The 24,448-nt window shown below is 71.6% G+C and carries 19 protein-coding genes; 8 read left to right on the top strand and 11 right to left on the bottom strand.

Translation table 11 applies throughout. The features are described from left to right. Positions 1–27 precede the first annotated feature (27 nt). The 3 genes from IRY44_RS11005 to IRY44_RS10995 all read right to left on the bottom strand — a co-directional run bounded on the left by IRY44_RS11005 (position 28) and on the right by IRY44_RS10995 (position 4,228). On the bottom strand, positions 28–498 hold the full coding sequence (locus tag IRY44_RS11005) for a molybdenum cofactor biosynthesis protein B (RefSeq protein ID WP_194800310.1): 471 nt from the start codon (positions 496–498) through the stop codon (positions 28–30). Continuing rightward, a complete protein-coding gene (gene moaC, locus IRY44_RS11000) occupies positions 495–986 on the bottom strand; it encodes a cyclic pyranopterin monophosphate synthase MoaC (protein WP_013289345.1) in 492 nt (163 codons plus the stop codon). Before moaC ends, IRY44_RS11005 begins: the two co-directional genes overlap by 4 nt. A 236-nt stretch (positions 987–1,222) precedes the next feature. Next, entirely contained in the window at positions 1,223–4,228 is a 3,006-nt protein-coding gene (locus IRY44_RS10995) for a tetratricopeptide repeat protein (protein ID WP_194800309.1), read from the bottom strand. Positions 4,229–4,824: 596 nt separating this feature from the next. On the opposite strand from IRY44_RS10995, the gene IRY44_RS10990 reads away from it, so the two are divergent. The 5 genes from IRY44_RS10990 to IRY44_RS10970 all read left to right on the top strand — a co-directional run bounded on the left by IRY44_RS10990 (position 4,825) and on the right by IRY44_RS10970 (position 10,560). Continuing rightward, positions 4,825–7,353 carry a putative bifunctional diguanylate cyclase/phosphodiesterase gene (locus IRY44_RS10990; protein ID WP_370584913.1) on the top strand — a complete coding sequence of 843 codons (2,529 nt, stop codon included), beginning with the start codon at positions 4,825–4,827 and terminating at the stop codon, positions 7,351–7,353. 40 nt (positions 7,354–7,393) lie between these two features. Further along, entirely contained in the window at positions 7,394–8,737 is a 1,344-nt protein-coding gene (locus tag IRY44_RS10985) for a glycosyltransferase 87 family protein (RefSeq protein ID WP_194800308.1), read from the top strand. Continuing rightward, entirely contained in the window at positions 8,734–9,366 is a 633-nt protein-coding gene (locus IRY44_RS10980; RefSeq protein WP_194800307.1) for a phosphoribosyltransferase, read from the top strand. Before IRY44_RS10985 ends, IRY44_RS10980 begins: the two co-directional genes overlap by 4 nt. 23 nt (positions 9,367–9,389) lie before the next feature. After that, entirely contained in the window at positions 9,390–9,785 is a 396-nt protein-coding gene (locus IRY44_RS10975) for a zf-TFIIB domain-containing protein (protein ID WP_030499471.1), read from the top strand. Between the two features lie 94 nt (positions 9,786–9,879). Continuing rightward, positions 9,880–10,560 carry a maleylpyruvate isomerase N-terminal domain-containing protein gene (locus IRY44_RS10970; protein ID WP_194800306.1) on the top strand — a complete coding sequence of 227 codons (681 nt, stop codon included), beginning with the start codon at positions 9,880–9,882 and terminating at the stop codon, positions 10,558–10,560. A gap of 6 nt (positions 10,561–10,566) precedes the next feature. Here IRY44_RS10970 and dnaB read toward each other — a convergent pair whose 3' ends face one another. Further along, positions 10,567–11,970 (bottom strand): replicative DNA helicase, encoded by a 1,404-nt coding sequence (dnaB, locus tag IRY44_RS10965; RefSeq protein WP_194800305.1) that lies wholly within the window; start codon positions 11,968–11,970, stop codon positions 10,567–10,569. Between the two features lie 397 nt (positions 11,971–12,367). Between dnaB and IRY44_RS10960 the strand changes: the two genes are divergently transcribed. Further along, positions 12,368–14,044 carry a hypothetical protein gene (locus tag IRY44_RS10960; protein WP_194800304.1) on the top strand — a complete coding sequence of 559 codons (1,677 nt, stop codon included), beginning with the start codon at positions 12,368–12,370 and terminating at the stop codon, positions 14,042–14,044. Between the two features lie 66 nt (positions 14,045–14,110). Here the strand turns inward: IRY44_RS10960 and rplI are convergent, their stop codons facing one another. From rplI to rpsF, 4 genes are all read right to left on the bottom strand, one after another. Beyond that, positions 14,111–14,557: a 50S ribosomal protein L9 gene (gene rplI / locus IRY44_RS10955; protein ID WP_135242573.1), complete on the bottom strand. Its 447-nt coding sequence runs from the start codon at positions 14,555–14,557 to the stop codon at positions 14,111–14,113. 14 nt (positions 14,558–14,571) lie between these two features. After that, complete coding sequence (gene rpsR / locus IRY44_RS10950; protein ID WP_013289355.1) at positions 14,572–14,811, bottom strand: 30S ribosomal protein S18; 240 nt, start codon at positions 14,809–14,811, stop codon at positions 14,572–14,574. Positions 14,812–14,852: 41 nt separating this feature from the next. Beyond that, positions 14,853–15,380 (bottom strand): single-stranded DNA-binding protein, encoded by a 528-nt coding sequence (locus IRY44_RS10945; protein ID WP_018788497.1) that lies wholly within the window; start codon positions 15,378–15,380, stop codon positions 14,853–14,855. Positions 15,381–15,462: 82 nt separating this feature from the next. Further along, entirely contained in the window at positions 15,463–15,753 is a 291-nt protein-coding gene (gene rpsF, locus IRY44_RS10940; protein ID WP_013289357.1) for a 30S ribosomal protein S6, read from the bottom strand. A 631-nt stretch (positions 15,754–16,384) separates the two neighbouring features. On the opposite strand from rpsF, the gene IRY44_RS10935 reads away from it, so the two are divergent. Together IRY44_RS10935 and IRY44_RS10930 are read left to right on the top strand one after the other, a co-directional pair. Beyond that, on the top strand, positions 16,385–17,167 hold the full coding sequence (locus IRY44_RS10935) for a deoxyribonuclease IV (RefSeq protein ID WP_194800303.1): 783 nt from the start codon (positions 16,385–16,387) through the stop codon (positions 17,165–17,167). Then, positions 17,164–19,164, top strand: a complete 2,001-nt coding sequence (locus IRY44_RS10930) for a hypothetical protein (protein ID WP_269697858.1) — start codon at positions 17,164–17,166, stop codon at positions 19,162–19,164. Before IRY44_RS10935 ends, IRY44_RS10930 begins: the two co-directional genes overlap by 4 nt. 21 nt (positions 19,165–19,185) lie before the next feature. Here IRY44_RS10930 and IRY44_RS10925 read toward each other — a convergent pair whose 3' ends face one another. From IRY44_RS10925 to IRY44_RS10915, 3 genes are all read right to left on the bottom strand, one after another. Beyond that, the gene (locus IRY44_RS10925; RefSeq protein ID WP_194800302.1) at positions 19,186–20,742 is read right to left on the bottom strand and encodes a glycosyltransferase family 87 protein; all 1,557 of its coding nucleotides are present in this window, start codon (positions 20,740–20,742) and stop codon (positions 19,186–19,188) included. Between the two features lie 121 nt (positions 20,743–20,863). Further along, positions 20,864–23,671, bottom strand: coding sequence for a transglycosylase domain-containing protein (locus IRY44_RS10920; protein WP_194800301.1), 2,808 nt, complete (start codon positions 23,669–23,671; stop codon positions 20,864–20,866). A 194-nt stretch (positions 23,672–23,865) separates the two neighbouring features. Continuing rightward, a complete protein-coding gene (locus IRY44_RS10915) occupies positions 23,866–24,312 on the bottom strand; it encodes a DUF5318 domain-containing protein (protein WP_013289362.1) in 447 nt (148 codons plus the stop codon). Positions 24,313–24,448 lie beyond the last annotated feature (136 nt).

Below are 24,448 nucleotides of genomic sequence, written 5' to 3'. Positions count from 1 at the left end.
TAACGCCGGGGCACGTGCCTCGCGGGTTCAGTGGTCGCCGCCGCGAAGCTGGTCGACGGCGTGCCGCAGGATCGGCCCGAGCACCGCCAGACCGTCCCGGGCGCCGCCGCGTGAACCGGGCAGGTTGACCACGAGCGTCCGGCCGGCCACCCCGGCCAGGCCCCGGGACAGCGCCGCCGTCGGCACCGTGTCGCGGCTGTGCGCGCGGATCGCCTCGGCGATGCCGGGGATCTCGTAGTCGAGCAGCGTGCGGGTCACGTCGGGTGTGCGGTCGGTCGGGGTGATGCCGGTGCCGCCGCTGGTCAGCACCACGTCGACGCCGTCGGCGCGGGCCGCGCGCAGGGCGTCGCCGACCGGTTCGCCGTCCGGCACCACCACCGGCGCGTCGACCTCGCACCCCAGCTCCCGCAGCCCGGTCACGAGCAGCGGGCCGCTGGTGTCCTCGTAGACCCCGGCGGCGGCCCGGTTCGAGGCCACGATCACCCGGGCCCGGATCACGGCCGGTCCTCCGGCCGGACCCACTCGCCGGTCTTGCCGCCCTCCTTGCGGAGCACCCGGACGGCGTCCACCGACGCGGCCGGGTCGACCGCCTTCACCATGTCGACAAGCGCCAGCCCGGCGACCGCCACCGCGGTCAGCGCCTCCATCTCGACGCCCGTGCGGTCGGCCGTCTTCGCGGTTGCGGTGATCTCCACCGTGTCGGCGGTGAGGTCGAGGTCGACTGTGACGCCGTGCAGCGCGATCGGGTGGCAGAGCGGGATCAGGTCGGGGGTGCGCTTGGCGCCCATGATGCCGGCGAGCCGGCCGACGGCGAGCGCGTCGCCCTTGGGCAGGCCGTCGCGGCGCAGCAACTCCACCACCTCGGCGGTGGTGCGGAGGCGGCCGGCGGCGACCGCGAGCCGGCCCGAGACCGGCTTGGCGGAGACGTCGACCATCCGGGCCGCACCGGCCGGGTCGACGTGGGTGAGCTGCGCGGGTTCGGTCACGGCCCGACCCTATCCGCCGGGTACGACGGCGTGGGTGCTCCGGCCGGCGGCGGGGAGGAACGTCGTGTCGGGTGCCGGTGCACGACGCTCCTCCCTCACCTGCCCACCGCCGATTCGCTGGGGGGAACTGACGGTGGGGGCCTCGTTCGGCCGGGTCCGCTCTGGCGGTGAACCCTCCCCGTGGCCGATGCCCCGGGACGCTAACGAACGCCGCGATAAGAAATCGATAAGCCGGTTCAGGCAGGGGTCTCGGCGAGCTGTCGGCGCAGGTCGTGGCGCTCGGGCGCACCCATCCGCTCGAAGATCGCCAACGCGCGCTGCCGGTACCGTCGTGCCTGCGCCGGCTGCTTCTCCGCCAGGTGTCCGGCCAGGCCGTCGAGGGCGCGGGCCTGCTCGTAGGGATGGCCGATCCGAGTGGCGATGGCGAGTGCCTCCTCGAAGACGGCCACCGCCTCGGCGGCTCGCCCCGTGGCTCCCAGGGTGACGGCCAGCTCGTTTCGTGCCCGAGCCTGGACGTCCCGCTCGCCGGACGCGGCGGCGGCCTCGATGACGGCTTCGTGATGCCGCAGCGCGTCGTCGTAGCGGCCGAGTTGCCGGTAGGTGCCGGCGAGGTCGCTGAGCGTCTCGGCACGGCCGAAGCCATTGCCGGTGCGATCCCGGAGCGCGAGCGAGGCTCGGAGCAGGCGCTCCGCCGCGGCGTTCTGTCCCAGGCGGTATCTGAGGCCACCGAGATGCCCCAGTGCGTTCGACATGTGGAACGGATCCTGCTTGATCCGGGCGGCGAAGAGGTGCAGCCGATGAACCGCCATCGACTCGGCGTAACGACCGAGGTGGCGCAAGGTGAGGCCGAGGTTCGGCAGGACCGGAAGGGTGTCCAGCGCGTAGCTGCGCAACGTCATGCGATTGGCTTCGAGCGACTGGTGGAGTCGCCCGGTCAGCCAGTGCACGGCGCCGAGGTTGAACCGTGCCCGCTGCGCGCCCGATTCGTCACCGAGCCCGGTGAGGATCGACACGACCTCGTGCAGGTGTGCCGAGGCGTCCTGGTAGGCGCCGGTGCGTACGCACGCCGAGGCGAGATAGTTGTGCATGAGGGCCACGGCGTGCCGGTCCCCGCACCGCTGGGCGGCGGCGAGACCCACCGCGTGCGTGGCCGATATGTCGTCGAAGTAACCGCGGATGTAGAAGAACCGCCAACCGGCGCGAGCCAGGCGCCATGCCATCGGTTCATGGCCCTGGTCAGCCGCCTGACGGACGAAGGCGTCCAGGTTCGACCGCTGTTCCTCCAGCCAGTCCAGGTCGCGGTCGACGCGTCCGGCGAGCAGATCCGGTCGAAGCGGTTCTCCGAGCCGCAGGTGCTGCGCGAGCACCCGGCCGTCCTCGATCGACGCGGACGCCCGCACCACCGAGTGCAACACGTGATCCAGCAGCTTCCGGATCGCCGGTCGTCCGGTCGTCGGCTCGTCCTCCTGCCGGGCCAGTTCGGCGGCGTAACGCCTCATCAGGTCGTGCAGGCGGTACCGGCCGGCCGAGGTCTCCTGCACGAGGTGGCGGTCCACCAGTTCGTCGAGGACGTCCGCCGCGTCCCGCAGGGGCAGGTCGGTGAGGGCGGCGACCATGGCGGTGTCGAGGTGGTTCCCGGCCGCCAGCCCGAAGGATCGGAAGGCTTTCCGGCACGCCTCGTCGAGCGGCTCGTACGACTCGGCGAACGCCTCCATCACGCTTCGCGCCTCGGCACGGAGACCGGGGAGGAAGATCGACCTGTGGCTCAGCCTGTCGACGAGGTCGGAGATCCGCCAGTCGGGCCGATGTGCCAGCCGGGTGCCGGCCAGTCTGACGGCGAGCGGGAGGCAGCCGCAGATGTCGACAAGTTGTCGCGCGGCCTTCGGCTCGGCCGCCACCCGGCCGCTCCCGATGAGGGTGGCGAGCAGTTCGAGCGCCTCGGCCTCGGTGAGGACGGCGAGGGACACCGGCGGTCGCTCGGTGAGTGCCAGCAGGCGCCGCCGGCTGGTGACGAGGACGACTGCCGATCCGGAGACGGGTAGCAGCGGCTCGACCTGCCGGCTGTCGGCGGCGTTGTCGAGCACCACCAGCACCGAACGCGCGGCCAGTTCGCGCCGCCACATCTCCTGCCGGTCGGGCAGTTCCAGCGGTATCCGGCCGGTCGGCACACCCAGTTGGCGAAGCAGCGTGTCCAAGGCCGCCGCAGGCCGCATCCGCGTTCGCACGCTGTGTCCCCGAAGGTCGATGAAGAGTTGCCCGTCCGGGAAGCGCTCGGTCGACCGGGCGGCCACGTGCAGGGCGAGAGTGGTCTTGCCGCAGCCCGCCATGCCGTCGATCACGCGAATCGTCGGGCCGGAGCCGGGCGCCTCGAGCACTTCGCGCAACAATCGATCGACCATTTCCTCCCGGCCGACGAAATCCATCACTGTCCGGGGCAACCAATTGCGCTTATGCGCAGCACTCCGGATCGCTTCCACCTCGTGCGCCGATTCCGGAATCCGGCGTCGGGCCCGGGCCGCGACCATACGAAGTCGCTCCATCTCCGCGCTCGGTGGCACGCCGAGCTGGTCGGACAACGCCTCGCGAGTGGCGCGGTGGACGGCGAGGGCGCCTCCCGGGTCACCCGCCTGGATGAGCGCGCGCATCAGGAGACACTGCGCCCGCTCGCGCAGCGGCTGATGCGAGACGTGGTCACGCAGTAACGACACCGCTGATTCGGGGCGCCCGAGGCTGAGATACGCCTCGGCCAACAGTTCCAGCGCCGCCTGGTGTTCCTCACTCACGGCCTCGCGCTGAACGGCGAGCGCCGGCCCCAGCGCCAAGCCGGCGAGCAGCGGGGCCGACGCGTCGACCACCTCGACGAGCACGGGGGCCGCCTGCGCGGCCTCCCCGTCGCGCATCAGATCCCGGGCACGGCGCAAGTGGGAGCTCAATCGATGAAGATCGATCAGACTTGCATCGACGAGGAGTCGGTAACCGCCGGACTCCCGGACGATCCTCGGCGCGTCGCCCACACCCGGGTCGAGGCTCCGACGCAGATTGGCGGCGTAGGTCCGGACGTTCGCGACAGCCGACCGAGGCGGCGCGTCCGGCCACAGCTCGTCCACCAGATGGTGCAGCGTGACCAACTGGTTGGCCCGTACGGCGAGTAGCGCGAACACCAACTGCTGCTTGGGGGTTCCAAGCGGAAGGTCCACGTCGCCGAGCCGTACCGCCAGACCCCCGAGTACCCGGATTTCCACGCCGCTGTTCCAGCCCCGGCCGGCAACCTGCCCACCTTCAGCGACAGCGTAATCGATTCGTCACAAAGGCGTCGCCCCGGCTCAGACGCCGGGCGGACGGACGGTCGGCGCACTCGTCCGACACGGCTGCCGAAGTGGCCCGAAGCACGGTTGTAATGTTTCGCCGCCGACGCGACGCTACTGACGGACTGAGCGGTCCCGCGCTATTCGATGCATTCAGCGACGGCGCGGGTACCCAAAGGAGACAGCCTGGCTTCGCTCTGCGAGCAGGTCATGGACAGAACGTCATTTAAGCTGCAATAGTTACTTATATTGCGCATACCGACATTAATTCTTTCAGACTCACTCGAATATCCCCTAATCTGCCCTCAGTCAGCAAGGCGCGGGAACGCACCGAGAAGGCACACGGCAGCCGGCGGCAATGCGCGGCAGCGGATCGAAGTAACGACTTCGGTCCGTGACCATTCCGCCCCGGAGCGATATTTGAGGAGGGCAGCACAATGCGCAGCACCGAATGGGGATGAGTTTCCCGGACCCGGGTGAAGCGGTAGGCTGCCGCTCATCGCATACCGACGGTGAGCGGCGGGTGACGCGGGTTGAGCCGAACCACGGAAAGCCGGACGGCTGTCGGCCCGCACCTGCGCGGGATCATCTACACGTTGGTCGCGGGGGCGACGATCGTCGCCCTCACCGCGATCCACTCCGCCCGTACGCAACCCCCCGACTCCGCACGTGACTTCGTCACCGTCATCGCACTCGTCGTCACGGTGACGCTGGCCACCGTCATCAAGACCCGTCTGCGGATCCGCTCCACCACCTTCTACTTCGCCTGGGTCGAGACCGCGATCGTCATCGGCCTCGCCGTCGCTCCACCCTCGTGGGTCGTCCTGGCCACCGGGATCGGCGTGGCGTGCGGATCAGTCACCCGCCTGGCACCCATCAAGGTGGCATTCGCCATCGCGAAGCACACCCTGGTGGCCGGCGGAGCCACTGTCGCCACCCTGTTGCTGGGAAGCGCCTGGCCCCCTCGGGAGCCACTCGGCATCGTCCTGCTGCTGGGGTTCGTCTACCTGGTGGCCGCAGTCCTCGACGACGTCCTCGCGATCCCGGTCATCGCGCTCGCCTCCCGCACGCCGATCCTCCAGCAGTTCCGCGACGACCTCGACCTGCGGATCGCCGGATTCGGCCTGCGCTTCCTGGTGGCCGCCAGCACCGTACTCATCCTGCGGGTCGACCCCCGCCTGTTGCCCGCCGTACCCGCGCTGGTGCTCAGCCTGCACCTGGCCTACTCCAGCCGGATCCGCACCCGCACCGAGCAGCAGGCATGGCAGCGCCTGGCCCGCGCCACCGACGCCCTCAACGTGGTCGACCTCGACCAGGTGCTCACCACAGCGGTCACCGAGGCCAGCGAACTCTTCTCCGCCGACGAGGTCGAGATCGAACTGCGCGACGGCGGACGCACCATCCGGGGCAACGGCACGGACATCGCCTACGACGGAACAGCCCCCCGGCCCAGCGCCGTCGACGGTCAGATCATGCCGGTCGTGCTGGAGGGCCACGACCGCACCGACGACGTCGGCGTGCTGCGGCTGCGGTTCGCCGGCCCGGTCGAGCTCTCCGAACGCGAGCAGTACACCCTGCGTACCTTCGCCTCCGCCCTCTGCACCGCGGTCCGCAACGCCCAGGCGTACGCCGAACTCGCCCGCATCGCCGAGGACCACGCCTACGCCGCCACCCACGACGCCCTCACCGGCCTGTCCAACCGGCGGCACCTGCTCGACGAGGGCAGCGCCCAGCTCACCAGCCGGCACGCCGACGGCGTCACCGCCCTGGTGCTGATCGACCTCAACCACTTCAAGGAAGTCAACGACACCCTCGGACACGGCGCCGGCGACCAGGTGCTGATCCAGGTCGCCGAACGCCTCCGCGGTGCCGCGCGCCCCGACGACCTGGTCGCCCGCCTCGGCGGCGACGAGTTCGCCGTACTCCTGCGCGGCCTGCCCGCCCCCGCCGTCGCCGCCCACCGCGCCGAGGCCCTGCTCGCGGCGCTGCACGACCCGCTCGACCTAGACGGCATGCGGATCAGCGTGGAAGCCAGCGGCGGCATCGCCGTCGCCCCCGCCACCGGCGGCATGGCCGAACTGCTGCGCCGCGCCGACGTGGCCATGTACCAGGCCAAACGCGCCGGCCAACGCGTCGCCACCTACGCGCCGGCCCGCGACACCGCCGACCTGAGCCGGCTCACCCTCGGCGGCGAACTGCCCCGAGCCGTCGCCGACCACGAGTTCACCGTCAACTTCCAGCCCATCGTCGACCTCGGCAGCGGCGAGGTGATCGGCGCCGAGGCACTCGCCCGCTGGCACCACCCCACCCACGGGCTCATCGACCCGCTGCGCTTCCTCGAAGCCGTCGAACGATCCGGGCTCCTCCCCGCGTTCGCCGAGGCGATCCTCGACCAGGCCCTCATCGCCGCCGGTTCCTGGCGCGACGCCGGCTTCGACCTGCCCGTCTCGGTGAACGTGTCCCCGCGCAGCCTGCTCGACGCCCGCTTCCCCGGCGCCGTACTGGCCCGGCTCCGCGCCCACGACCTACCGCCGGACCGGCTCGTCCTGGAACTGACCGAGACGCTCACCCTCAGCCAGCTCGACGTCGTCGACCGCGTCCTCAGCCGGCTGCGGGACTCCGGCGTCCGGCTCGCGCTCGACGACTTCGGCACCGGATACTCGTCGCTCTCCCTGCTCTCCCGCATCCCCGTACACGAACTGAAGATCGACCGCAGCTTCGTCGGCGTCATGGAGACCGCGCCCGAAGCCGCCGCCGTCATCCGCTCCACCCTCGACCTCGGCCGCAGCCTCGACCTCACCGTCGTCGCCGAAGGCGTGGAGAGCGAACCGCAACGCCGCGCGCTCTGGGAACTCGGCTGCGCCGCCGGGCAGGGCCACCTGTTCGCCCGGCCACTGCCCGCCGCCGCCCTCCTCGCCGCCCTCCAACGCGGCCACGGCGGCCGGACCGGCGCGCTCGCACCCGCACTGCACGACACCGGCGCCGTCATCCGCCTCCCCGGCCGCCGCACCGGCCGCACCCGCCCGGCACCCCCCGCCGCCAGCGACGCCCGGCAACCCTGACCCGGCCGGGGCACCCCGCCGGTCTGCCACACTGGCCCGCGTGACCGCCCACGCCGACCCGGCAACCCACGTCTCCCGCCGCTGGTCGGCACTCGACACCGCCGCCGGCGGCCTCGCCCTCGACCTGGGCCTCTACGCCGCCGCCACCGTCTTCGCCGCGATCACCGCCGCCACCTCCACGCTGCCGCCGCACCGCGCCTGGGGCGCCGTCGCCACCATCGGGTACGCCCTCGCCACGCTCGCCGCGACCACCCAACTGCTCGCCCGAGGCCGCGACCCCGGCACGCCCCTGGCCGGCCTGCCCGCACGCTGGACCGTCGCCGGCCTCACCTGGGCCGCCACCGCGCTCCTGCCGATCGTCACGCAGAGCGTCGAACGCGCCGGCGGACGCACCGACCGCGCCCAGGAGGAGGTGATCGTCGTTGAACACGCCGGCGCCCGCCTCGCCGAACACGGCACCCCCTACCTCGGACCCGACGCCATCGCCGCCCTGCCCCCCGGCGAACAGCTCCTCGGCTACACCCCCTACCAGCCCGGCATGGCACTGTTCGGGCTGCCCCGCGCCGCCGTGGACGCCTGGTGGACCGACTCGCGCGTCTGGTTCGCCGTGGTCACCGCACTCACAGTCGTCGCCCTCGTCGCCACGCTGCGCACCGGCGGCGGCCCGGCCGCGCCCCGCCGCGACGCCGCCGTCCTGCGCGCCGTCCAGGCTGCCACTGTCCTGCCCGTCTGCGCGCTCACCCTCGCCACCGGCGGCGACGACCTCCCCGTACTCGCGCTCTGCCTCCTCGCCCTCGCACTCGCCGCCGCCGGCCGACCCGGCCGGGCCGGCCTCGCAGTCGGCGCCGCCGGCGCCCTGAAGCTCTTCGCCTGGCCGGTCGCCGTCGTGCTGATCGTCTGGGCCGCCACCCGCCGGGCCGCGCTCCGCACCGCCCTCGGCGCCATCGGCCTCCCCGTCCTCGCCCTGATCCCGGTACTCCTCGTCGACCGCGACGCCCTCGTCGAGAACGTGCTGCGGTTCCCGCTCGGCCACGGCCTCGTCACCAGCCCCGCCCAGTCACCGTTCCCGGGGCACCTCATCGCCGAGGCACTCCCGGCCGGCCGCGCCGTCGCCGCCGCGCTGCTCGTCGCCGCCGGACTGGCCATCGCCGTCCGGCTGCTGCGCCGCCCGCCCCGCACCGCCGCCGCCACGGCCCTCATCTGCGGGTACGGGCTGCTCGCCGCGATCCTGCTGATGCCCTCCACCCGCTTCGGGTACCTGCTCTACCCGGCCGCCCTGCTCGTCCTCGCCCCCGCACTGGCACTCACCCGACCGGACGACAGGGCGACATTCCCGGCAACCGCCCCGCGCGACCCGGCCGGAAGGCGTACACCTGAGGAATGACCACCTACCGCGACCGGGCCGAAGCGGGACGTGAACTCGCCGAGCGACTCACCGACCTCGCCGGCCGCCCCGACGTCATCGTCCTCGGCCTGGTCCGTGGCGGCGTACCCGTCGCCCGGGTGGTCGCCGACCGGCTCGGCGCACCACTGGACGTTCTCGTCGTCCGCAAGCTCGGCGTGCCCTGGGCACCCGAGGTCGCGTACGGCGCACTCGGCCCCGGCGGCGTCCAGGTCCTCAACGAGATGGTCGCCGGCCGGATCAGCGAGAACGACAGGGCCCAGGTCCGCCGCCGCGAACAGGCCGAACTGGAACGCCGCGAACAGCGCTACCGCGGCGGCCGCCCACCGCTCGACCTCACCGGCCGCACCGCCGTCATCGTCGACGACGGGCTCGCCACCGGCGCCACCGCCCGCGCCGCCGCCCAGGTCGCCCGCCACCTCGGCGCCGCCCGCGTCCTCGTCGCCGTCCCGGTCGGCTCCGAGCAGGCGTACGACATGCTCGCCGCCGAGGCCGACACGGTCGTGAGCTGCCAACTCCCACACGACTTCGCCGCCGTCGGCGCGTACTACGAGGACTTCCACGAGGTCTCCGACGACGAGGTCACGCAGGCGCTGACCGCCACTGCGTGAAAACACCCGGTACCGTCGTTGTCATGCAGATGACCTGTCCCAAGTGCCGCGGAGAAATGCGCCAGTACGAGCGCAGCGGAGTAGTCATCGACCAGTGCGGCGAATGCCGGGGCATCTTCCTCGACCGCGGCGAGCTGGAAAAGCTGTTCGATGCCGAGGCCAACTGGAACCAGCAGCACGGCGGCGCCCGGCAGGCCGCGCCCTCCGGAGCCGGCTACCCACCGCCCCCGCCGCCCCCGCCCGCCGCCGCGCCGCACCAGCCCGGCTACGGCGCCGTCCCCCCGCCCCCTCCTCCGCCGCCGCCCGGCCACGGCTACGCGCAGCCCGCGTACGGCCACGGTCAGCAGCAGCACTACGGCTACCACGGCCACTACCGGCGCAAGAAGAAGCACGGCTTCCTCGGCGAACTGTTCGACTGACCGCCGATCACGCGCACGCCGGGCCGGTGCACCGCATCGACCCGGCGCGCTCGTCGGCGTGCCGTGCCCGCCACACCGTGGCAGGCTGCTCGGCATGAGCCCGATCCGGCAGCACGAGGCGCTGGCCCAGGCGTACGACGGCATCACCGCAGTGGTCACCCCGCTCGACGACGCCGGCCTGCAACGGCCCACCCGCTGCCGCGGCTGGCTCGTCGCCGACCTGCTCTTCCACGTCCTCTGCGACGCCCAGCGCGCACTCGTCGCCCTGGCCAGCCCCGCACCCGGACCGGCCGACGTGGACGACGTCAGCTACTGGCGCGCGTTCACTCCCGGCGACGACGACGCGGCCGGCGGGCATGCCTGGTGGGCACGCCGCTCCGCCGCCGCCTTCGACCGGCCCACCGGCGTGGTCCGCCTCTGGGCCGACACCGCGCCCGCCGCCGTCCGCGCGGCCACCGCAGCCGACCCCGACGGGCACGTGACCACGCAGGGTCACGTGCTGCGCGTACCCCATCTGCTCGCCACCCTGACCACCGAGGCGGTCATCCATCACCTGGACCTGGTGGTGGACCTGCCGGACGCGCCGCGGCCGGCGACGGACCCGACGCGGGTCGCGGTGACCACGATGGACGGCCTGCTCAGCGACGACGCGGTACGGCCGGTCGGCTGGGACGACCACGACTACCTGTTGAAGGCCGCCGGGCGGGTGCCGCTCACCGACCGGGACCGGCTGGAGCTGGGCGAGGCCGCCGGCTGGTTCCCGCTGCTCGGCTGACGCCGCTCAGACGATCGCCATGTCCACGAAGCGCGACAGGTGCAGCTGGGCCGCTACCGTGACCGTGTCGGTAGGACCATTTCTGTGCTTTGCAACAATAAAGTCCGCTTCGCCCGCTCGCGGCGACTCCTTGTCGTAGTAGTCATCGCGGTGCAAAAGGATGACAACGTCTGCATCCTGCTCAATCGAGCCAGATTCACGCAAGTCGGACAATTGCGGTCGTTTGTCGGTGCGCTGCTCGGGGCCACGGTTCAGCTGGCTCACCGCGATCACCGGGCACTCGACCTCCTTGGCCAGCAGCTTCAGGCCACGCGACAGGTCCGCGACCTCCTGCTGCCGGCTCTCGGTGCGCTTCGGCGAGGTCATCAGCTGGAGGTAGTCGACGACGATCAGCTTCAGGTCGTGCTTCTGCTTGAGCCGCCGCGCCTTCGCCCGGATCTCCATCAGGTTCATGCTCGGCGTGTCGTCGACGAAGAGCGGCGCCTCGCTGATCTCACCCATGCAGCGGGCCAGCTTGGTCCAGTCGTCGTCGGAGAGCTGCCCGCTCCGCAGGACGTGCAGCGGAACACGCGCCTCGGCCGAGAGGAGTCGCATGACGATCTCGACCTTGCTCATTTCCAGCGAGAAGATCGCCGACGCTTGATTGGCTCGAATCGCCGCATTTCGGGCAAAGTCCATAGATGCGGTCGATTTGCCCAAGCCAGGCCTGCCGGCCACGATGATGAGTTGGCCGGCGTGCAGGCCGTTGAGCAGGCGGTCGAGGTCGGTGAACCCGGTCGGCACACCCGTCATCACCCCGCCCTGGGCGCCGACCGCCTCGATCTCGTCGAGCGTCGGCTGGAGCATGTCGGCCAGGACGGCGAAGTCTTCGCTGACGCGCTTCTCGGTGATCTCGTAGACGGCCTGCTGGGCGAGGTCGACGATGTCGTCGACGTCGCGGCTGCCGCTCGGGCCGGTGCCGTAGCCGAGCTGCACGATCCGGGTGCCGGCCTCGACCAGCCGGCGGAGCACTGCTCGTTCGCCGACGATGCGGGCGTAGTAGGCGGCGTTCGCGGCGGTGGGCACGCTGGCGATCAGCGTGTGCAGGTAGGGGGCGCCGCCGATCCGGGCGAGGTCGCCGGAGTCGGCGAGCGCGGCCGCCACGGTGATCGGGTCGGCGGGTTCGCCGCGACCGTAGATGTCCAGGATCGCGTCGAAGATGGTGGCGTGGACCGGGCGGTAGAAGTCGTTCGTCTTCAGGATCTCCACGACGTCCGCGATGGCGTCCTTGGACAGCAGCATGCCGCCGAGTACGCACTGCTCGGCGGCGACGTCCTGGGGTGGTGTCTTCTCGAACGCAGATTCGCGTGGCGGCGGCTCGGGCGATTGTCCCCCGGTCCGTTCCGCACGCGTCTCGTCGGTGACCGACACGGGTTCCCCCCTCGCTGCGTCGGATCGAGTCCAGCTCTATCGCCGGGGTATGACAACTCTCCGCCGACCCTCCGGTCGATCGGGGGTCATCGCCCGGCGGTCGGTGGACCACGATACGGAACCCGAGGTCAGCCGCTCAACAAGGCCGGTGGATGAGCCTCGGGACAACCTGTGGACGCCTGGGGACAGGCATGTGCGCAGGGTGTGCACAGGGGTGTGGAAAAGTGATGGGGAATTCCGGGCTTATCGCCTCTGACCTGGGCTTTTCCTATCCCCACCCTGTGGACGGAAGATTTCCGGCCAAGCTTTGTCGTCGTTCGTCCCGTACTATCGCTGCGAACGGCGACACCTGGGACAGCGGGTTTACTTTCGGGTTGAGAGAGGTCACGCTCCGGCCGTGAGACACCGGGACTGGGGAAGCGGGGAGGACAGCCCGCGCGAGCGACGACCGAGCGGTTCCTGGGATGAGCCCGCCGGGTCGCGCCGGGTCGACTCGTACGCGCCGGAGGGCCACCGCACGGCAAGCCGGCGGCGGGCGATCGAGCGCGGCCAGGACGAGCCGGTGGAGACGTACCTTCCGCGGTGGGCGCTGGAGTCCGGGGTGAGCCGGGCGGACGGCGGTGGCCGGCATGCCGCGCCCGACGACGAGGAGGTGGAGACGCCGTCCTCCGGTGGTGGTCGGCGGGCGGAGGCCGGCCGGCGGGATCTGCGCGCGATCGGCGCGGGTCCGTTGTCGGACCACACCGCCGAGTGGACGATGGACGCCCCGCAGGAGCGGGGGTACGTGGGTAACCGGCGGGCGGACGAGGACGACGAGCCGGTGTCGGGTGCGGCGCCTCGAAGCCGTCCGCGCCGGGCGGCGACGCGCCGGCCGCAGGTGATCTGGTCAGGGCTGCCGGAGTCGGCGGGTTCGGGCGAGGAGCCGGCCGGGCCGGACGGTGGACGGCCGGCGGGTCGGCGGCGTCGGTCGGCGCCGGGTTCCTCCTGGCCGCCGCCGGCGGCGTCGGACTCCACCTGGTCGCGTCCGGCGGCCTCGGACGGCGCGTGGTCGCGCTCGGCGACGGAGGCCGAGTGGCCGGCGGCGTCGGACGCGGGCCGGTCGCCGTCGAGCGTCACCGATTCGGAGCCTGCCTGGGGGCGGGCGACCGATTCGGAGCCGACCTGGTCACGGGCGGCGCCGGAGTCGGCGCGGCCGCAACCGGCGGCGGATCCGTGGCAGCGTCGGCGGGGTGCTGAGCGTGAGCCGGTGGATCCGCCCGCTGTCGACCCGTGGGACGCGTCGGGGGTGCACGCCTGGGACCGGCCGGTACCCGCGAGCCGCTGGGAGCGGGCGGAGAGCGGGTGGGACCGTACGGAGCACACGGGTGAGTGGGACCGGTTCACCGACACCGGTTTCCTGGAGCCGGTGCGGGACACGGACGACCGGTATACGGGGGCGGATCCGTGGGATCGTTCTGCGCCGCCGGTGCGGGAGGGCTGGGCGTCGCCGGCGCGGGCCGAGGCGTTCTGGTCGGGTACCCGGCTCTCGGGTGACGATCCGCGGTGGATGGAGACGCCGTCGACGGCTCCGCGTTCGCCGGCGGTGGCGTACTCGGCGCCGCGTCCGCGTGTCGTGCCTCGCCGTCGCCCGGTGGAGCCGGCGCCGTCGACGTTGCGGCGTGGGGTGGACTCGATCGGTGGCGGTTCGTGGGGTCGTCGGCTGGAGGACGACCTGCTGGACCCGGATCCGGGTGGTCCGTTGCGGCCGCTGGTCTACACGGTGGCCTGTTATCTGGTGCCGGCGGTGCTGCTCGTGCTCGGTCTGCTGTTCCTCAGTGGTCAGCCCCCGGCGGGGTGCGTCACGGACATCACCGGTGGGGGTTGTGACTCGCCGCGTGCGCACGCCCTGGAGTCGTTGGTGTCGGCGGCGCCGCGGTTCGGGTTGGCGATGGTGAGCAGTCTGGTGGTGGCGGTGCTGCTGCGGCAGGTCGGTACGACGTGGCGGTCGGCGACTGTGGCGCTGGCGGCCGCTGTGGTGGGTGGTGGCCTGTCCACGGTGGTGATCAGCGCGGTGACGGGCAATCCGCTCGGCTGACCGGCGGGGATGCGGAAAGGCCCGCACCGGCAGCCGGTGCGGGCCTTTCGCGTCGTGCGTCGGGTGTCAGCCCTTGACCACGTTCAGGTCGAACTTGGCGGTCACCTCGGGGTGCAGCCGGATGCTGACCGGGTAGGAGCCGAGCGCCTTGATGTGGCCGGGCAGCTCCAGCCGGCGGCGGTCCAGGGTCGGGCCGCCGGCGGCCTTGACGGCGTCGACGATCTCGGCCGGGGTGACCGAGCCGAAGAGCCGCCCGCCGTCGCCGGCGCGGGCCTTCAGGTTGACCTTGAGACCCTCGACCTGGGTCTTGACCTCGGTGGCGTGGCCGAGGTCGCGGATCTCGCGGGCCGAGCGGGCCCGCTTGATGACCGTGACCTGCTTCTCCGCGCCCTTGGTCCAGGCGATCGCGAAGCCCTGCGGCAGCAGGTAGTTACGGCCGTAGCCGTCCTTGACCTCGACGATGTCGCCCGGAGAGCCGAGGCCGGACACCTCCTGAGTCAGGATGATCTTCATGTCCGTGCCTCCTCTCAGCGGGTCGTGGCCGTGTACGGCAGGAGCGCCATCTCGCGGGCGTTCTTGACCGCGCGGGCGATCTGCCGCTGCTGCTGCGAGGTGACGCCGGTCACCCGCCGAGCGCGGATCTTGCCGCGGTCGGAGATGAACTTGCGCAGCAGCGCGGTGTCCTTGTAATCGATGTAGGTGATCCCGTCCTTGTCGAGCGGGTTCACCTTCTTCTTCGGCTTGCGAAGGGCCGCAGCCTTAGCCATTGCTCGTGCTCCTGGTTTGCGATCGCGGGCGCTCGGCGCCATTAGAACGGAGGCTCCTCGTCGAAGTTGCCGCCCGAACCACCGCGGGAGGGGGCGGGGGCAGCAGAGGCCCAGGGGTCGTCGAAGTTGCCTCCGCCGCCGCCCTGGCCGCCACCACCACCGAAGCCGCCGCCACCGCCACCGGAGCGGGACATCTTCTGCACCTTCGCCGTGGCGTAGCGCAGCGACGGGCCGATCTCGTCGACCTCCAGCTCGATGACGGTGCGCTTCTCACCCTCGCGGGTCTCGTACGACCGCTGGCGCAGTCGGCCGGACACGATCACGCGAGCGCCGCGCTGCAGCGACTCGGCGACGTTCTCGGCGGCCTGGCGCCAGACCGTGCACGAGAGGAACAGCGGCTCGCCGTCCTTCCACTCGCCGGAGGCCTTGTCCATGAAACGGGGCGTCGAAGCGACCCGGAACTTGGCGACCGCCGCGCCGGAGGGGGTGAATCGCAACTCGGGGTCATCGGTCAGGTTGCCGATGACCGTGATGGTGGTGTCTCCTGCCATGACCATCTCCTCGCGCACTCATCTTTGTGTCGTACAGGCTCTCAGAGCCGTACGACAGCGTGGATGAGGCTTGTGATCCGGACGTGCCGGGTCTAGATGCTCAGCGCATCTCCGGGCGGATGACCTTGGTGCGCAGCACCGACTCGTTGAGTCGGAGCTGACGGTCCAGCTCGCCAACGGCCTCCGGCGTCGCCTGGAGGTCGATGACGGCGTAGATGCCCTCGGCCTTCTTGTTGATCTCGTACGCGAGGCGCCGGCGGCCCCACACGTCGGTCTTCTCCACCGAGCCACCCGCGGTCCGGATCACGTTCAGGTACGTGTCGAGCGACGGGGCGACGGTGCGCTCCTCGAGGCTGGGGTCGAGGATCACCATGACTTCGTAATGACGCAAGACGTGCTCACCTCCTGTGGGCTAAGCGGCCACGGTCCTTCCGTGGCAGGAGGTCGTGCGTCGTTGCCCGCGCCGATACCGGGGGAACCCGGCCGGACACACGGACAACCGGACCAGGATAGCCGGTCCGGACGATCATGGACGGGCCGGTGGTCCCGGTGCCGGTGCGGCGACAGGGGCCCACCCCCGGGCGAACCGGCGGGTGGACCCCTGTCCACGGGACCGCGGGGCGTCCCGTCCGCATTCCTTGGGTGGGACCTGGGGAGGAACGACCACACCGATGAGGTTGGATCGAAGACGCCCCGCGGAGCTTTATCGTGTTGTCACCTGGTCTGACCATACAATGGCTATCGTCACCGCTTGGGGTAAATGGAGGAATTGGTCCGACTGCCGGTTCCCGTGCCTGGATGACGAGCGGATCCCGCCCCGTCGTGCCGGGCCGCACGGCGGGGCGTCCCGTTGCCGGGGGTCCACCCTCGCCCGTCCGTGCTGTGGACCACGTGCGGGCGGAGCGTCGACCATCGATCCCACCTCGCACAACGACCGCCGGGCCGGGTGGTGACGCGTCCGACCCGCCGGGTGCCTCCCGCGAGCGCGCCGGCCGTCGCAGGCGCGACGTAGGCTGCCCTGCATGCGAATCGGAGCCCACGTCGACCCGACCGACCCGCTGGCCGAGGCGGCCGCCCGGCAGGCCGAGGCGGTCCAGTTCTTCCTGGCCGACCCGCAGGGCTGGAAGGCCCCGAAGCCGCGCGAGGACGCCGAACGCCTGCGCTCCGCCGACATCGACCTCTACGTGCACGCGCCGTACGTGATCAACGTGGCCACGCTCAACAACCGGATCCGCATCCCCAGCCGCAAGCTGCTGCTCGCCCACGCCACCGCCGCGGCGGACGTCGGGGCCAAGGGCCTGATCGTGCACGGCGGCCACGTCAACGCGGGCCACGACGTCGCCGTCGGCTTCGACAACTGGCGCAAGACCTTCGCGTACGCGGCGGACTCGGGCGGCTTCCCGCTGCCGGTGCTGATCGAGAACACCGCCGGCGGTGACAACGCCTGTGCCCGGCACCTCGACTCGCTGGCCCGGCTCTGGGACGCGCTCGGCGACCACGAGGTCGGCTTCTGCCTGGACACCTGCCACGCGTACGCGGGCGGCGAGGAACTGCTGGGCCTGGTCGACCGGGTGAAGGCGATCACCGGCCGGATCGACCTGATCCACGCGAACAACTCCAAGGGCGCGTTCAACTCCGGCCAGGACCGGCACGACAACCTCACCGGTGGCACCATCGACCCGGAACTGCTGGTGGCGCTGATCCGCGCGGCCGGCGCACCGGTGATCGTGGAGACCCCCGGCGGCGTCGAGGGCCAGGCCGCCGACATCGCGTTCCTGCGCGGGCAGTTGGGCGCGGCGGCGTGACGACCGAGCAGTCCGGCAAGGCAGGCGGCGGCGCCGAGGCGGCGGACGCCGGGCCCGGCGACGGCACCGCAGACGAGGCCACCGGCGGGGAGAAGACCGACGCCCGGGACCAGGGCGCCGACGACACGGGCGACGCCAAGGACGGCGCCGCCGCCGCCGGAGATGCCGCCGCAGCCGAGAAGGCCAGGAGCGGCGACAAGGACACCACGGGTACGGCCGGTGACGAGCCCGCCGATCCGTGGTCCGCGTTCGGGCCCGCACCGGAGCCGGTGCTCGGCCGGCCCCGGCGGGCGATCCGCGCGGTCGGCCGGTTCCTGGTGCACGAGTGGACGCTCGCCGCCGTCGCCGCGCTGGCGCTGGCCGCGGCGATGACCTGGCCCACGTTGCGCTATCCGCGGCACACGCTGCCGCAGGACTACTGGGATCCGAGCCTGCAGGCGTGGCAGATGGCGTGGTCCGGCCACATCCTGCGCACCGACCCGGCGATGCTGTGGCACGCGAACACGTTCTATCCGGAGAACTGGAGCTTCGCGTTCTCCGACACGCTCCTCGGGTACGCCCCGGCCGGCCTGATCGGGGTCGGCCCGGAGCACGCCGTGCTGCGCTACAACATCATGTTCGTGCTGGCGCACGCGCTCGCCGCGTTCGGCGCGTACGTGCTGGCCCGGCAGCTCGGCGCGGGCCGCATCGGCGGCGCGGTGGCCGGGGCGGGCTTCGCCTACGCGCCGTGGCTGCTGGCCCAGGCGGGGCACCTGCACATCCTCTCCAACGGCGGCATCCCGCTGGCGCTGGCCATGCTGGCCCGGGGTCACGGCTGGTCCCTGCGCTACGGCTACCGGCCGCGTCGCCGGCAGGCGGGCTGGGCGTTCGCCGGGTGGCTGGTGGCCGCGTGGCAGCTCAGCCTGGGGTTCGGCATCGGGCTGCCGTTCGCGTACATGCTGGCCGGCACCGTTCTGGTGGCGGTGGTGCTGTGGTTCGTGCGGCGGCGCCGGGTGCGGCGTCCGTTCGGGCGGCGGCTGTTCCTGGCCGACGTGTTCGGCGGGCTGGCCTTCGCCGCGGTGGGCGCGGCGCTGGCGGTGCCGTACTTCAAGGTCGCCGAGCTGCACCCGAACGCGGAGCGGACGCTCGGTGACATCGCGCTCTACTCGCCGCCGGCGAGCGGGTTCTTCACCGCGCCGGCCGAGTCGCGGGTCTGGGGCGGGCTGCACGAGGGCGCCCGGGCCGTGCTGCCCTGGCATCCGGAGATGACGCTGCTGCCGGGTTTCGTGCTCTACGCGCTCGCCGCCGGTGGCCTGTTCTTCTCGGTCTGGCGGGTCCGGCACCGGATCTTCCTGCTGGCCGGCGTGCTCGTGACGATGGCGCTGGCGATGGGCACCCGGTTCTTCGGCGGCCGGTTCACCTACGTGCCGTTGTTCGACTACCTGCCGGGCTGGAGCGGGCTGCGCACGCCGGGCCGGATGATGCTCTGGGCCACGCTGCTGCTGGGCCTGCTCGCGGCCGGCGCGGTCACCGCGTTCTGCATGCGGGTACGCGAGCTGGCCGCCGAGCGGGTGCCGCCGTGGCCGGGCCCGTGGCTGCGTCTGGCCACGCTGCTGCCGTTGGCGCTGGTGATCGTGGAAGGGCTGAACGCGACGCCGCAGCCGGTGGTGCCGCGGCAGCCGGCGGCGATGCGGACGGTGGACGGCCCGATGCTGGTGCTGCCGAGCAGCCAGAACCTGGATCAGCCGGTGATGCTCTGGTCCACCGACCGGTTCCAGCCGATGGTCAACGGCGGCAGCGGTTTCACGCCGCGTTCGCAGGCCCAGATCCGCGAGGCGACTGTCAGCTTCCCGGACTACGCGAGTGTCGACTACCTGCGGCAGATCGGCGTGAAGAACGTGGTCGTGTTGCGCGACGAGCTGGCGGGCACCCCGTGGGAGGGGATGCTCGACCGGCCGGTCGACACGCCGGGCGTGACCCGGGAGCAGGTCGGCGAGGCGGTCGTGTTCCGGCTGTAGACCGGAACACGACCGGCTCGGTCACACCGGAACGGGTTCGACGGGCCGTTCGGCGGCTCGCGCGCGCCAGCGCTGATGCCAGGGCGCGTCGGGCGCGCCGTCGAGCACCCCGCCGTCCGGGTCGTCGGCGTAGGTGTGCCGGACCACGTCCAGCTCGGGCCGCACGATGTCCCGGATCACGAACCCGCAGAGCACCACCACGGTGATCAGGCGCAGGCTCGACGCGAGCACGAAGACGCCCTCGGGGAAGACCGGCCGGGACATGGCAGTGCCGAGCAGTTCGCCGTAGAAGGCGGCGAAGTAGCCGACCTCGGCGACCTGCCAGGCCAGGAACGCACCCCAGCGCGGCCGGGCGAGCACCGCGAGCGGCAGCAGCCAGAGCACGAACTGCTGGGACCAGACCTTGCTGAAGATGAGGAACGCGGCGACCACCAGGAAGGCGAGCTGGGCCAGCCGGGGCCGGCGCGGCGCCAGCAGGGCCAGCCCGGCCACGCCGAGGCAGGCCAGCCCGAACAGCAGGTACGACAGCCAGTTGAGGGTGGGGATGTTCGCGTTCAGCCACTCGAAGGGCCCGAGCTCGCCGGGTGCGGACGGGCTGATCCGGCCGTCCAGGTAGCGGCCGATGTACCAGAGCGTGCCCCAGTCGATGGGGCGCGTGGTGTTCAGGTCGAAGAAGCGTTCCCAGTTCTCCCGGTACGGGATCGCCACCGGCAGGTTCACCGCCACGAGCGTCACCAGCGCGGTCGCCGTGGCGACGAGCCCGGCCAGCATCTTGCCGGCGCGCAACGCGAGGACCAGGATCGGGCCGAGGATGAACAGCGGCCACATCTTGGCCGCGCCGCCCAGTCCGATGAGGACGCCTGCTACTCCGGGCAGCAGCAGCGCGTACCGGTCGGGCCGGGCGCGTGCCCAGGCCAGCAGGCCGAACGCGGCCAGGCCGATGGCGAGCAGGTCCCAGTTGACGGTGGCGGTGAGCACCAGCGCCGGGGAGAGCGCGAACAACGCGGCGTCCCAGGGTCGTCGTCGGCGCAGGCTGAGGATCACCGCGACGGTGGCGACGGCGAGCGCGCCGAGCACCAGCGCGTTCAGGTTGTAGAACCACTGGCCCTGGTTGATGGCGGGGTTGTCGGAGCCGAGGGCGTGCACCGGGAGGCCGAGGGCGCCCATGAAGTAGCCGGTCAGCACCGGGTACTCCACCGGGTGGTCGGCGTAGGGGACCTTGCCCTCGTTGAGCCCCTCGGCGTAGTAGAGCGCCAGCACGTCGGTGTAGCACATCCGGGTGTACTGGATGTTGTTCTGCCAGGCGCCGTCCTGGCAGGGCGACTTCTGCACCCAGTGCAGGGCCAGCGTCAGGCACACCAGGGCCAGCACGATCCGGCCGGCGGTCCAGAACCGGCTCTCCCGGCCGGCGCGCCGGTCGAGAGCGGCGGCGTGGTCGCCGAGCGGCCCGCCGATCAGGCCGGAGGCGCCGCGGACGAACCAGTCCGAGCGGGAGGGATGGTCCACCGTCTCGGCGGGTCGTGGCGCCGCCTCGGACGCGCCGGGCTCATCGATGCCTGCGGGCGACTGAGTGCTCATGGAGAGGCATCCTGCCGTACACCGGGGGTCGCCGTCCCGTCGCGCGCGGAGAAATTACCGGTACACGAAACGCGGCGGCGGCCGGACCCGAGGTCCGGCCGCCGCCGTCAGGTGGTACGCGTCAGTTCTGTCGTGTCGGTGGTGTGCTCGGTAGCAACCCACCGCCGCCACCGCCGCCACCGGGCCGTCCACCACCGCCGGGGAGCCCGCCTCCACCGGGGTTGGTGCCACCCTGGTCGCCGCCACCCGGGGTGCCGCCGCCGGGCGTGCCGCCGGGGCAGAACAGGCCGAGCGGGTCGCAGTTCTGGCCCGGCTGGCCGGGCTCGTTCGCCGGCGGTGGCACTTCGCCGTTGCCGGCGTCGTCCTTGCCGATGTTCGCCGCGGGCGGGAACTCTTCCTTGTCCTTGCCCTTGAGCGCGTCGTTCATGAAGCGCTGGAAGATGTCACCCGGCATCCGGGCGCCACTGATGTCCCGGCCGTCCTTGTACTTGATCGCCTTGCGGTCCTTGACGTTTCCGACCCAGACCGCGGTGGCGAGCTGCGGCGTGTAGCCGATCATCCAGGCGTCACCGTTGGCGGTCGTCTTGTCGTTGAGTTCCCAGGTGCCGGTCTTCTCGGCGACCTGACGGCCGTCCTCGAGCTTCTTGTTGATCTGGCCCGGGTACTGCTTCAGCACGGAGGTGACGTCGGCGACGATCTCCTTGTCGATCCGCTTTTGCGGATCGAGCTTCTCCCCGCCGAGCGTGTCCCACTGGCCGGTGTTCGGGTTCTGCTTCTGCACCTTCCGGACGAAGTGCGCCTTGTGGTAGATGCCCTCATTGGCGAACGTGGCGACGCCGTTGGCGTGGTCGAGCACCGTGATCGGGTACTGGCCGTAGCCGATGACGTGGAAGAACGGCGAGGGAGCCAGGTCCTTCGGGTCGGCCTTGGTCAGGTCGTGCGCCTTGGCCGGGTTGGTGTCGGTCTGCCACATGGTGGTGACGCCGGCCCGCTTGGCCATGTCGAGCACCTTGTCCGGCCCGATCTGCTCGGTGATGTAGTAGAACGGCACGTTCAGCGACTTCAGCGTCGACTGTTCGAGGGTGCAGGAGTCACCGCACTTGACCGTGTCCGCGCCGGCGTTGCTGACCTTGAACTTGGTGCCCTTCGGCGTGAACGCCGTCCCCTTCCACCGGGACTTGAGCGAGATGCCTTCCTTGAGCGCCGCGGCGAGCGTGTAGATCTTGAAGCTCGAACCCGGCGAGTGCCCGCCGCTTACTACGCCGTTGTCGACGTTCTTCCCGGCGTAGTCGGTGCCGGTGCCGTTGTCGCCGCCGTAGTAGGCGAGCACCCGGCCGGTCTTCGGGTCGATGGCCACCACGGCAGCCATCAGGTTCGACGGCTGGCCGGCGAGCTCGGAGCCCTTCTTGGCCCGTTGGGCCGCGGCGAGCGCCGCCTCCTGCATCTTCCGGTTGATCGTAGTGGTGATCTTGTAACCACCCCGGCTCAGCGCCTTGGAGCACAGAGGCTTCTTCTCGGTCGCCTCGGCCTCCTTGTCGGTGCAGAGCTTCATCTCGCGCAGTTCCTGCGAGACGTAGTTGACGATGTTGCCGTACGGGGTGTCGATGCCGAAGCCGCCGCCGCTGTTCTTCGACGGCTTCGCGATGTTCGTCGGGTACTCGGTGGGGTGCACCGGCGTGTTCGGCGCATCGAGCCACTTCTCCGTGATCATGCCGTTGATCACGTAGTTCCACCGGTCCAGCGCGGCGGTCGGGTTGATCGCCGGGTCGTAGCCCTGGTGGGTGGCGCTCGGCTCCGGCTGCTTGATCAGTGCGGCGAGCACCGCGGCCTCGGCCACGTTCAGGCTCTTGACGTCCTTGCCGAAGTAGGTCCGTGCCGCCGCCTGGATGCCGTACGCGCCCCGGCCGAAGTAGATGACGTTCAGGTAGTGCTGCATGATCACGCGCTTGTCGTACTTGTCGTTCAGCTTGGAGGCGAGGATCGCCTCCTTCACCTTGCGGCCGTACGTGTCCTGGTTCAGGTTCTCGAACGCGTTGCGCGCGTACTGCTGGGTGATGGTCGAGGCGCCCTGCTTGTCGCCGCCGGTGAGGTTGTTCCACGCGGCCCGGGCGATGCCCTTGTAGTCCACACCGGAGTGCTTGTAGAAGTTCCGGTCCTCCGCCGCGGCGACCGCGTGCTGGACGTGCTCCGGAATCTGGTCGATGGTGACGAGCTGCCGGTTCTGGTCGCCGATCCGGGCGATCGCGGTGCCCGTCGAGTCGTAGATGGTGGTGGACAGCGGCGGGATGGTGTCCTCCGGGAGCACCACCTTGGTGGAGTACCAGGTGAAGCTCACCACGCCGATGCCGGCGAGCATGATGAACACGGCGAAGCCGGCGATCAGGATGTTGATCCGGCGGCGCTTCTTGGCGCGCGCCGGGTCCTCACCGCGGCCACGCCGGCCGGGACCGAGCGGACCGCCGGGGCCGCCGGGACCACCGGGGCCACCGCCGGCGGCACCTGGTACCCGGGCGCGGCCACCGACTGCTGCCGCGCCGACGCTCGCGCGTCCGCCCACGCTCGCACGCCCGCCCACGCTCGCCGCGCCCACCGAGGCCCGCCCGGCCGGAGCGGCCGGGGACACCGGCACCGACGCCCGGCCGGCGCCGGCGCGCCCGGAGGCGCCGGGAGCCGGCGAGACGGGCACCGAGGCGCGGCCGCCCGTACCGGCCCGGCCGACCGAGGCCGAGCCGCGCGGGGCCGGAGCGGCGCCGCCGACCGAGGCCCGGCCGCCCGCGCCGTACGGTGTCGCGGAGGCGCGCGCCGAGGCGCCGCCGTCCGCCGCGCCGGACCAACCGTTCCCGCCCCGGCTCCCTTCGGAACCGGGGTCGCCGTTCGGGCCCGGGATCTGGGCCCGCCCACGCGAAGAACTGGGATCGCCGTAGTTCATTCCTCACACCCTGCCGGTCGCGGTGGGGCGCGGGGGCGCCGCCACCGGGTTGCCGTGAGCTGGAACACGGGACGTTACCCGCCGGCGGTACCGGCGCGTGCCCGTCAAATCCGACCTATTCGGACCAATTACGCTTAAAGGCTGTCGCTTCTGCCACCCGGGGAATGGGCCGGCAGCGATCGGGACAGCCACGTTCACCGTTGCGCCTCTCGCCTTCGCCGAGGGGTGGAGCCGTTGGCCGCGACCGACTCGTCCGCGTCCTCCGCCTCGCCCGCGAGACCGTCCCGGCCGAGCAGGAACTGCTCGACGAGATGGTTCCAGTCGCAGCCGGGGCAGACCTCCACCACGAACACCTGGAACTCACGCAGCGTCATGGCCAGGACGGGCAACTCGGCCCGGGTACGCGCCTGGCCGGCCGACTGCTTGAGTTCGTCCCCGTAAATGTAGTGGACGTGGATCAGGTTCTCGCTGCGGCAGATCGGGCAGCGGTGGTCGGTCGGCTCGCCGTGGAAACGAGCAGCGTTCTTCAGGTACGGCGAGGCGTCGCAGACGTCGTACGTGCCGATCCGCCCGGCGAGCAGTTCACGCAGCACAGCCCGCTTCTGAAGCGAGTAGTCGACGACCTGGCGCTGCGTACGCATGCGGGAAAGGGTACGCGCTCCGGCGAACCCAGGCGACCACGGTCACGATCCGTGATGATCGCGTCGCGTAAGCAGGGGTTTGCCCCACCCTCCCCTCTCCGCTAACGTGCGATGTATCGGTCCGATACATCGCGGT

This window comes from Micromonospora sp. ANENR4, assembly GCF_015354395.1.
Lineage (GTDB): Bacteria > Actinomycetota > Actinomycetes > Mycobacteriales > Micromonosporaceae > Micromonospora > Micromonospora aurantiaca.
Note: the sequence above shows the minus strand (reverse complement) of the source record. Positions and strands in the feature narration are given on the sequence as shown.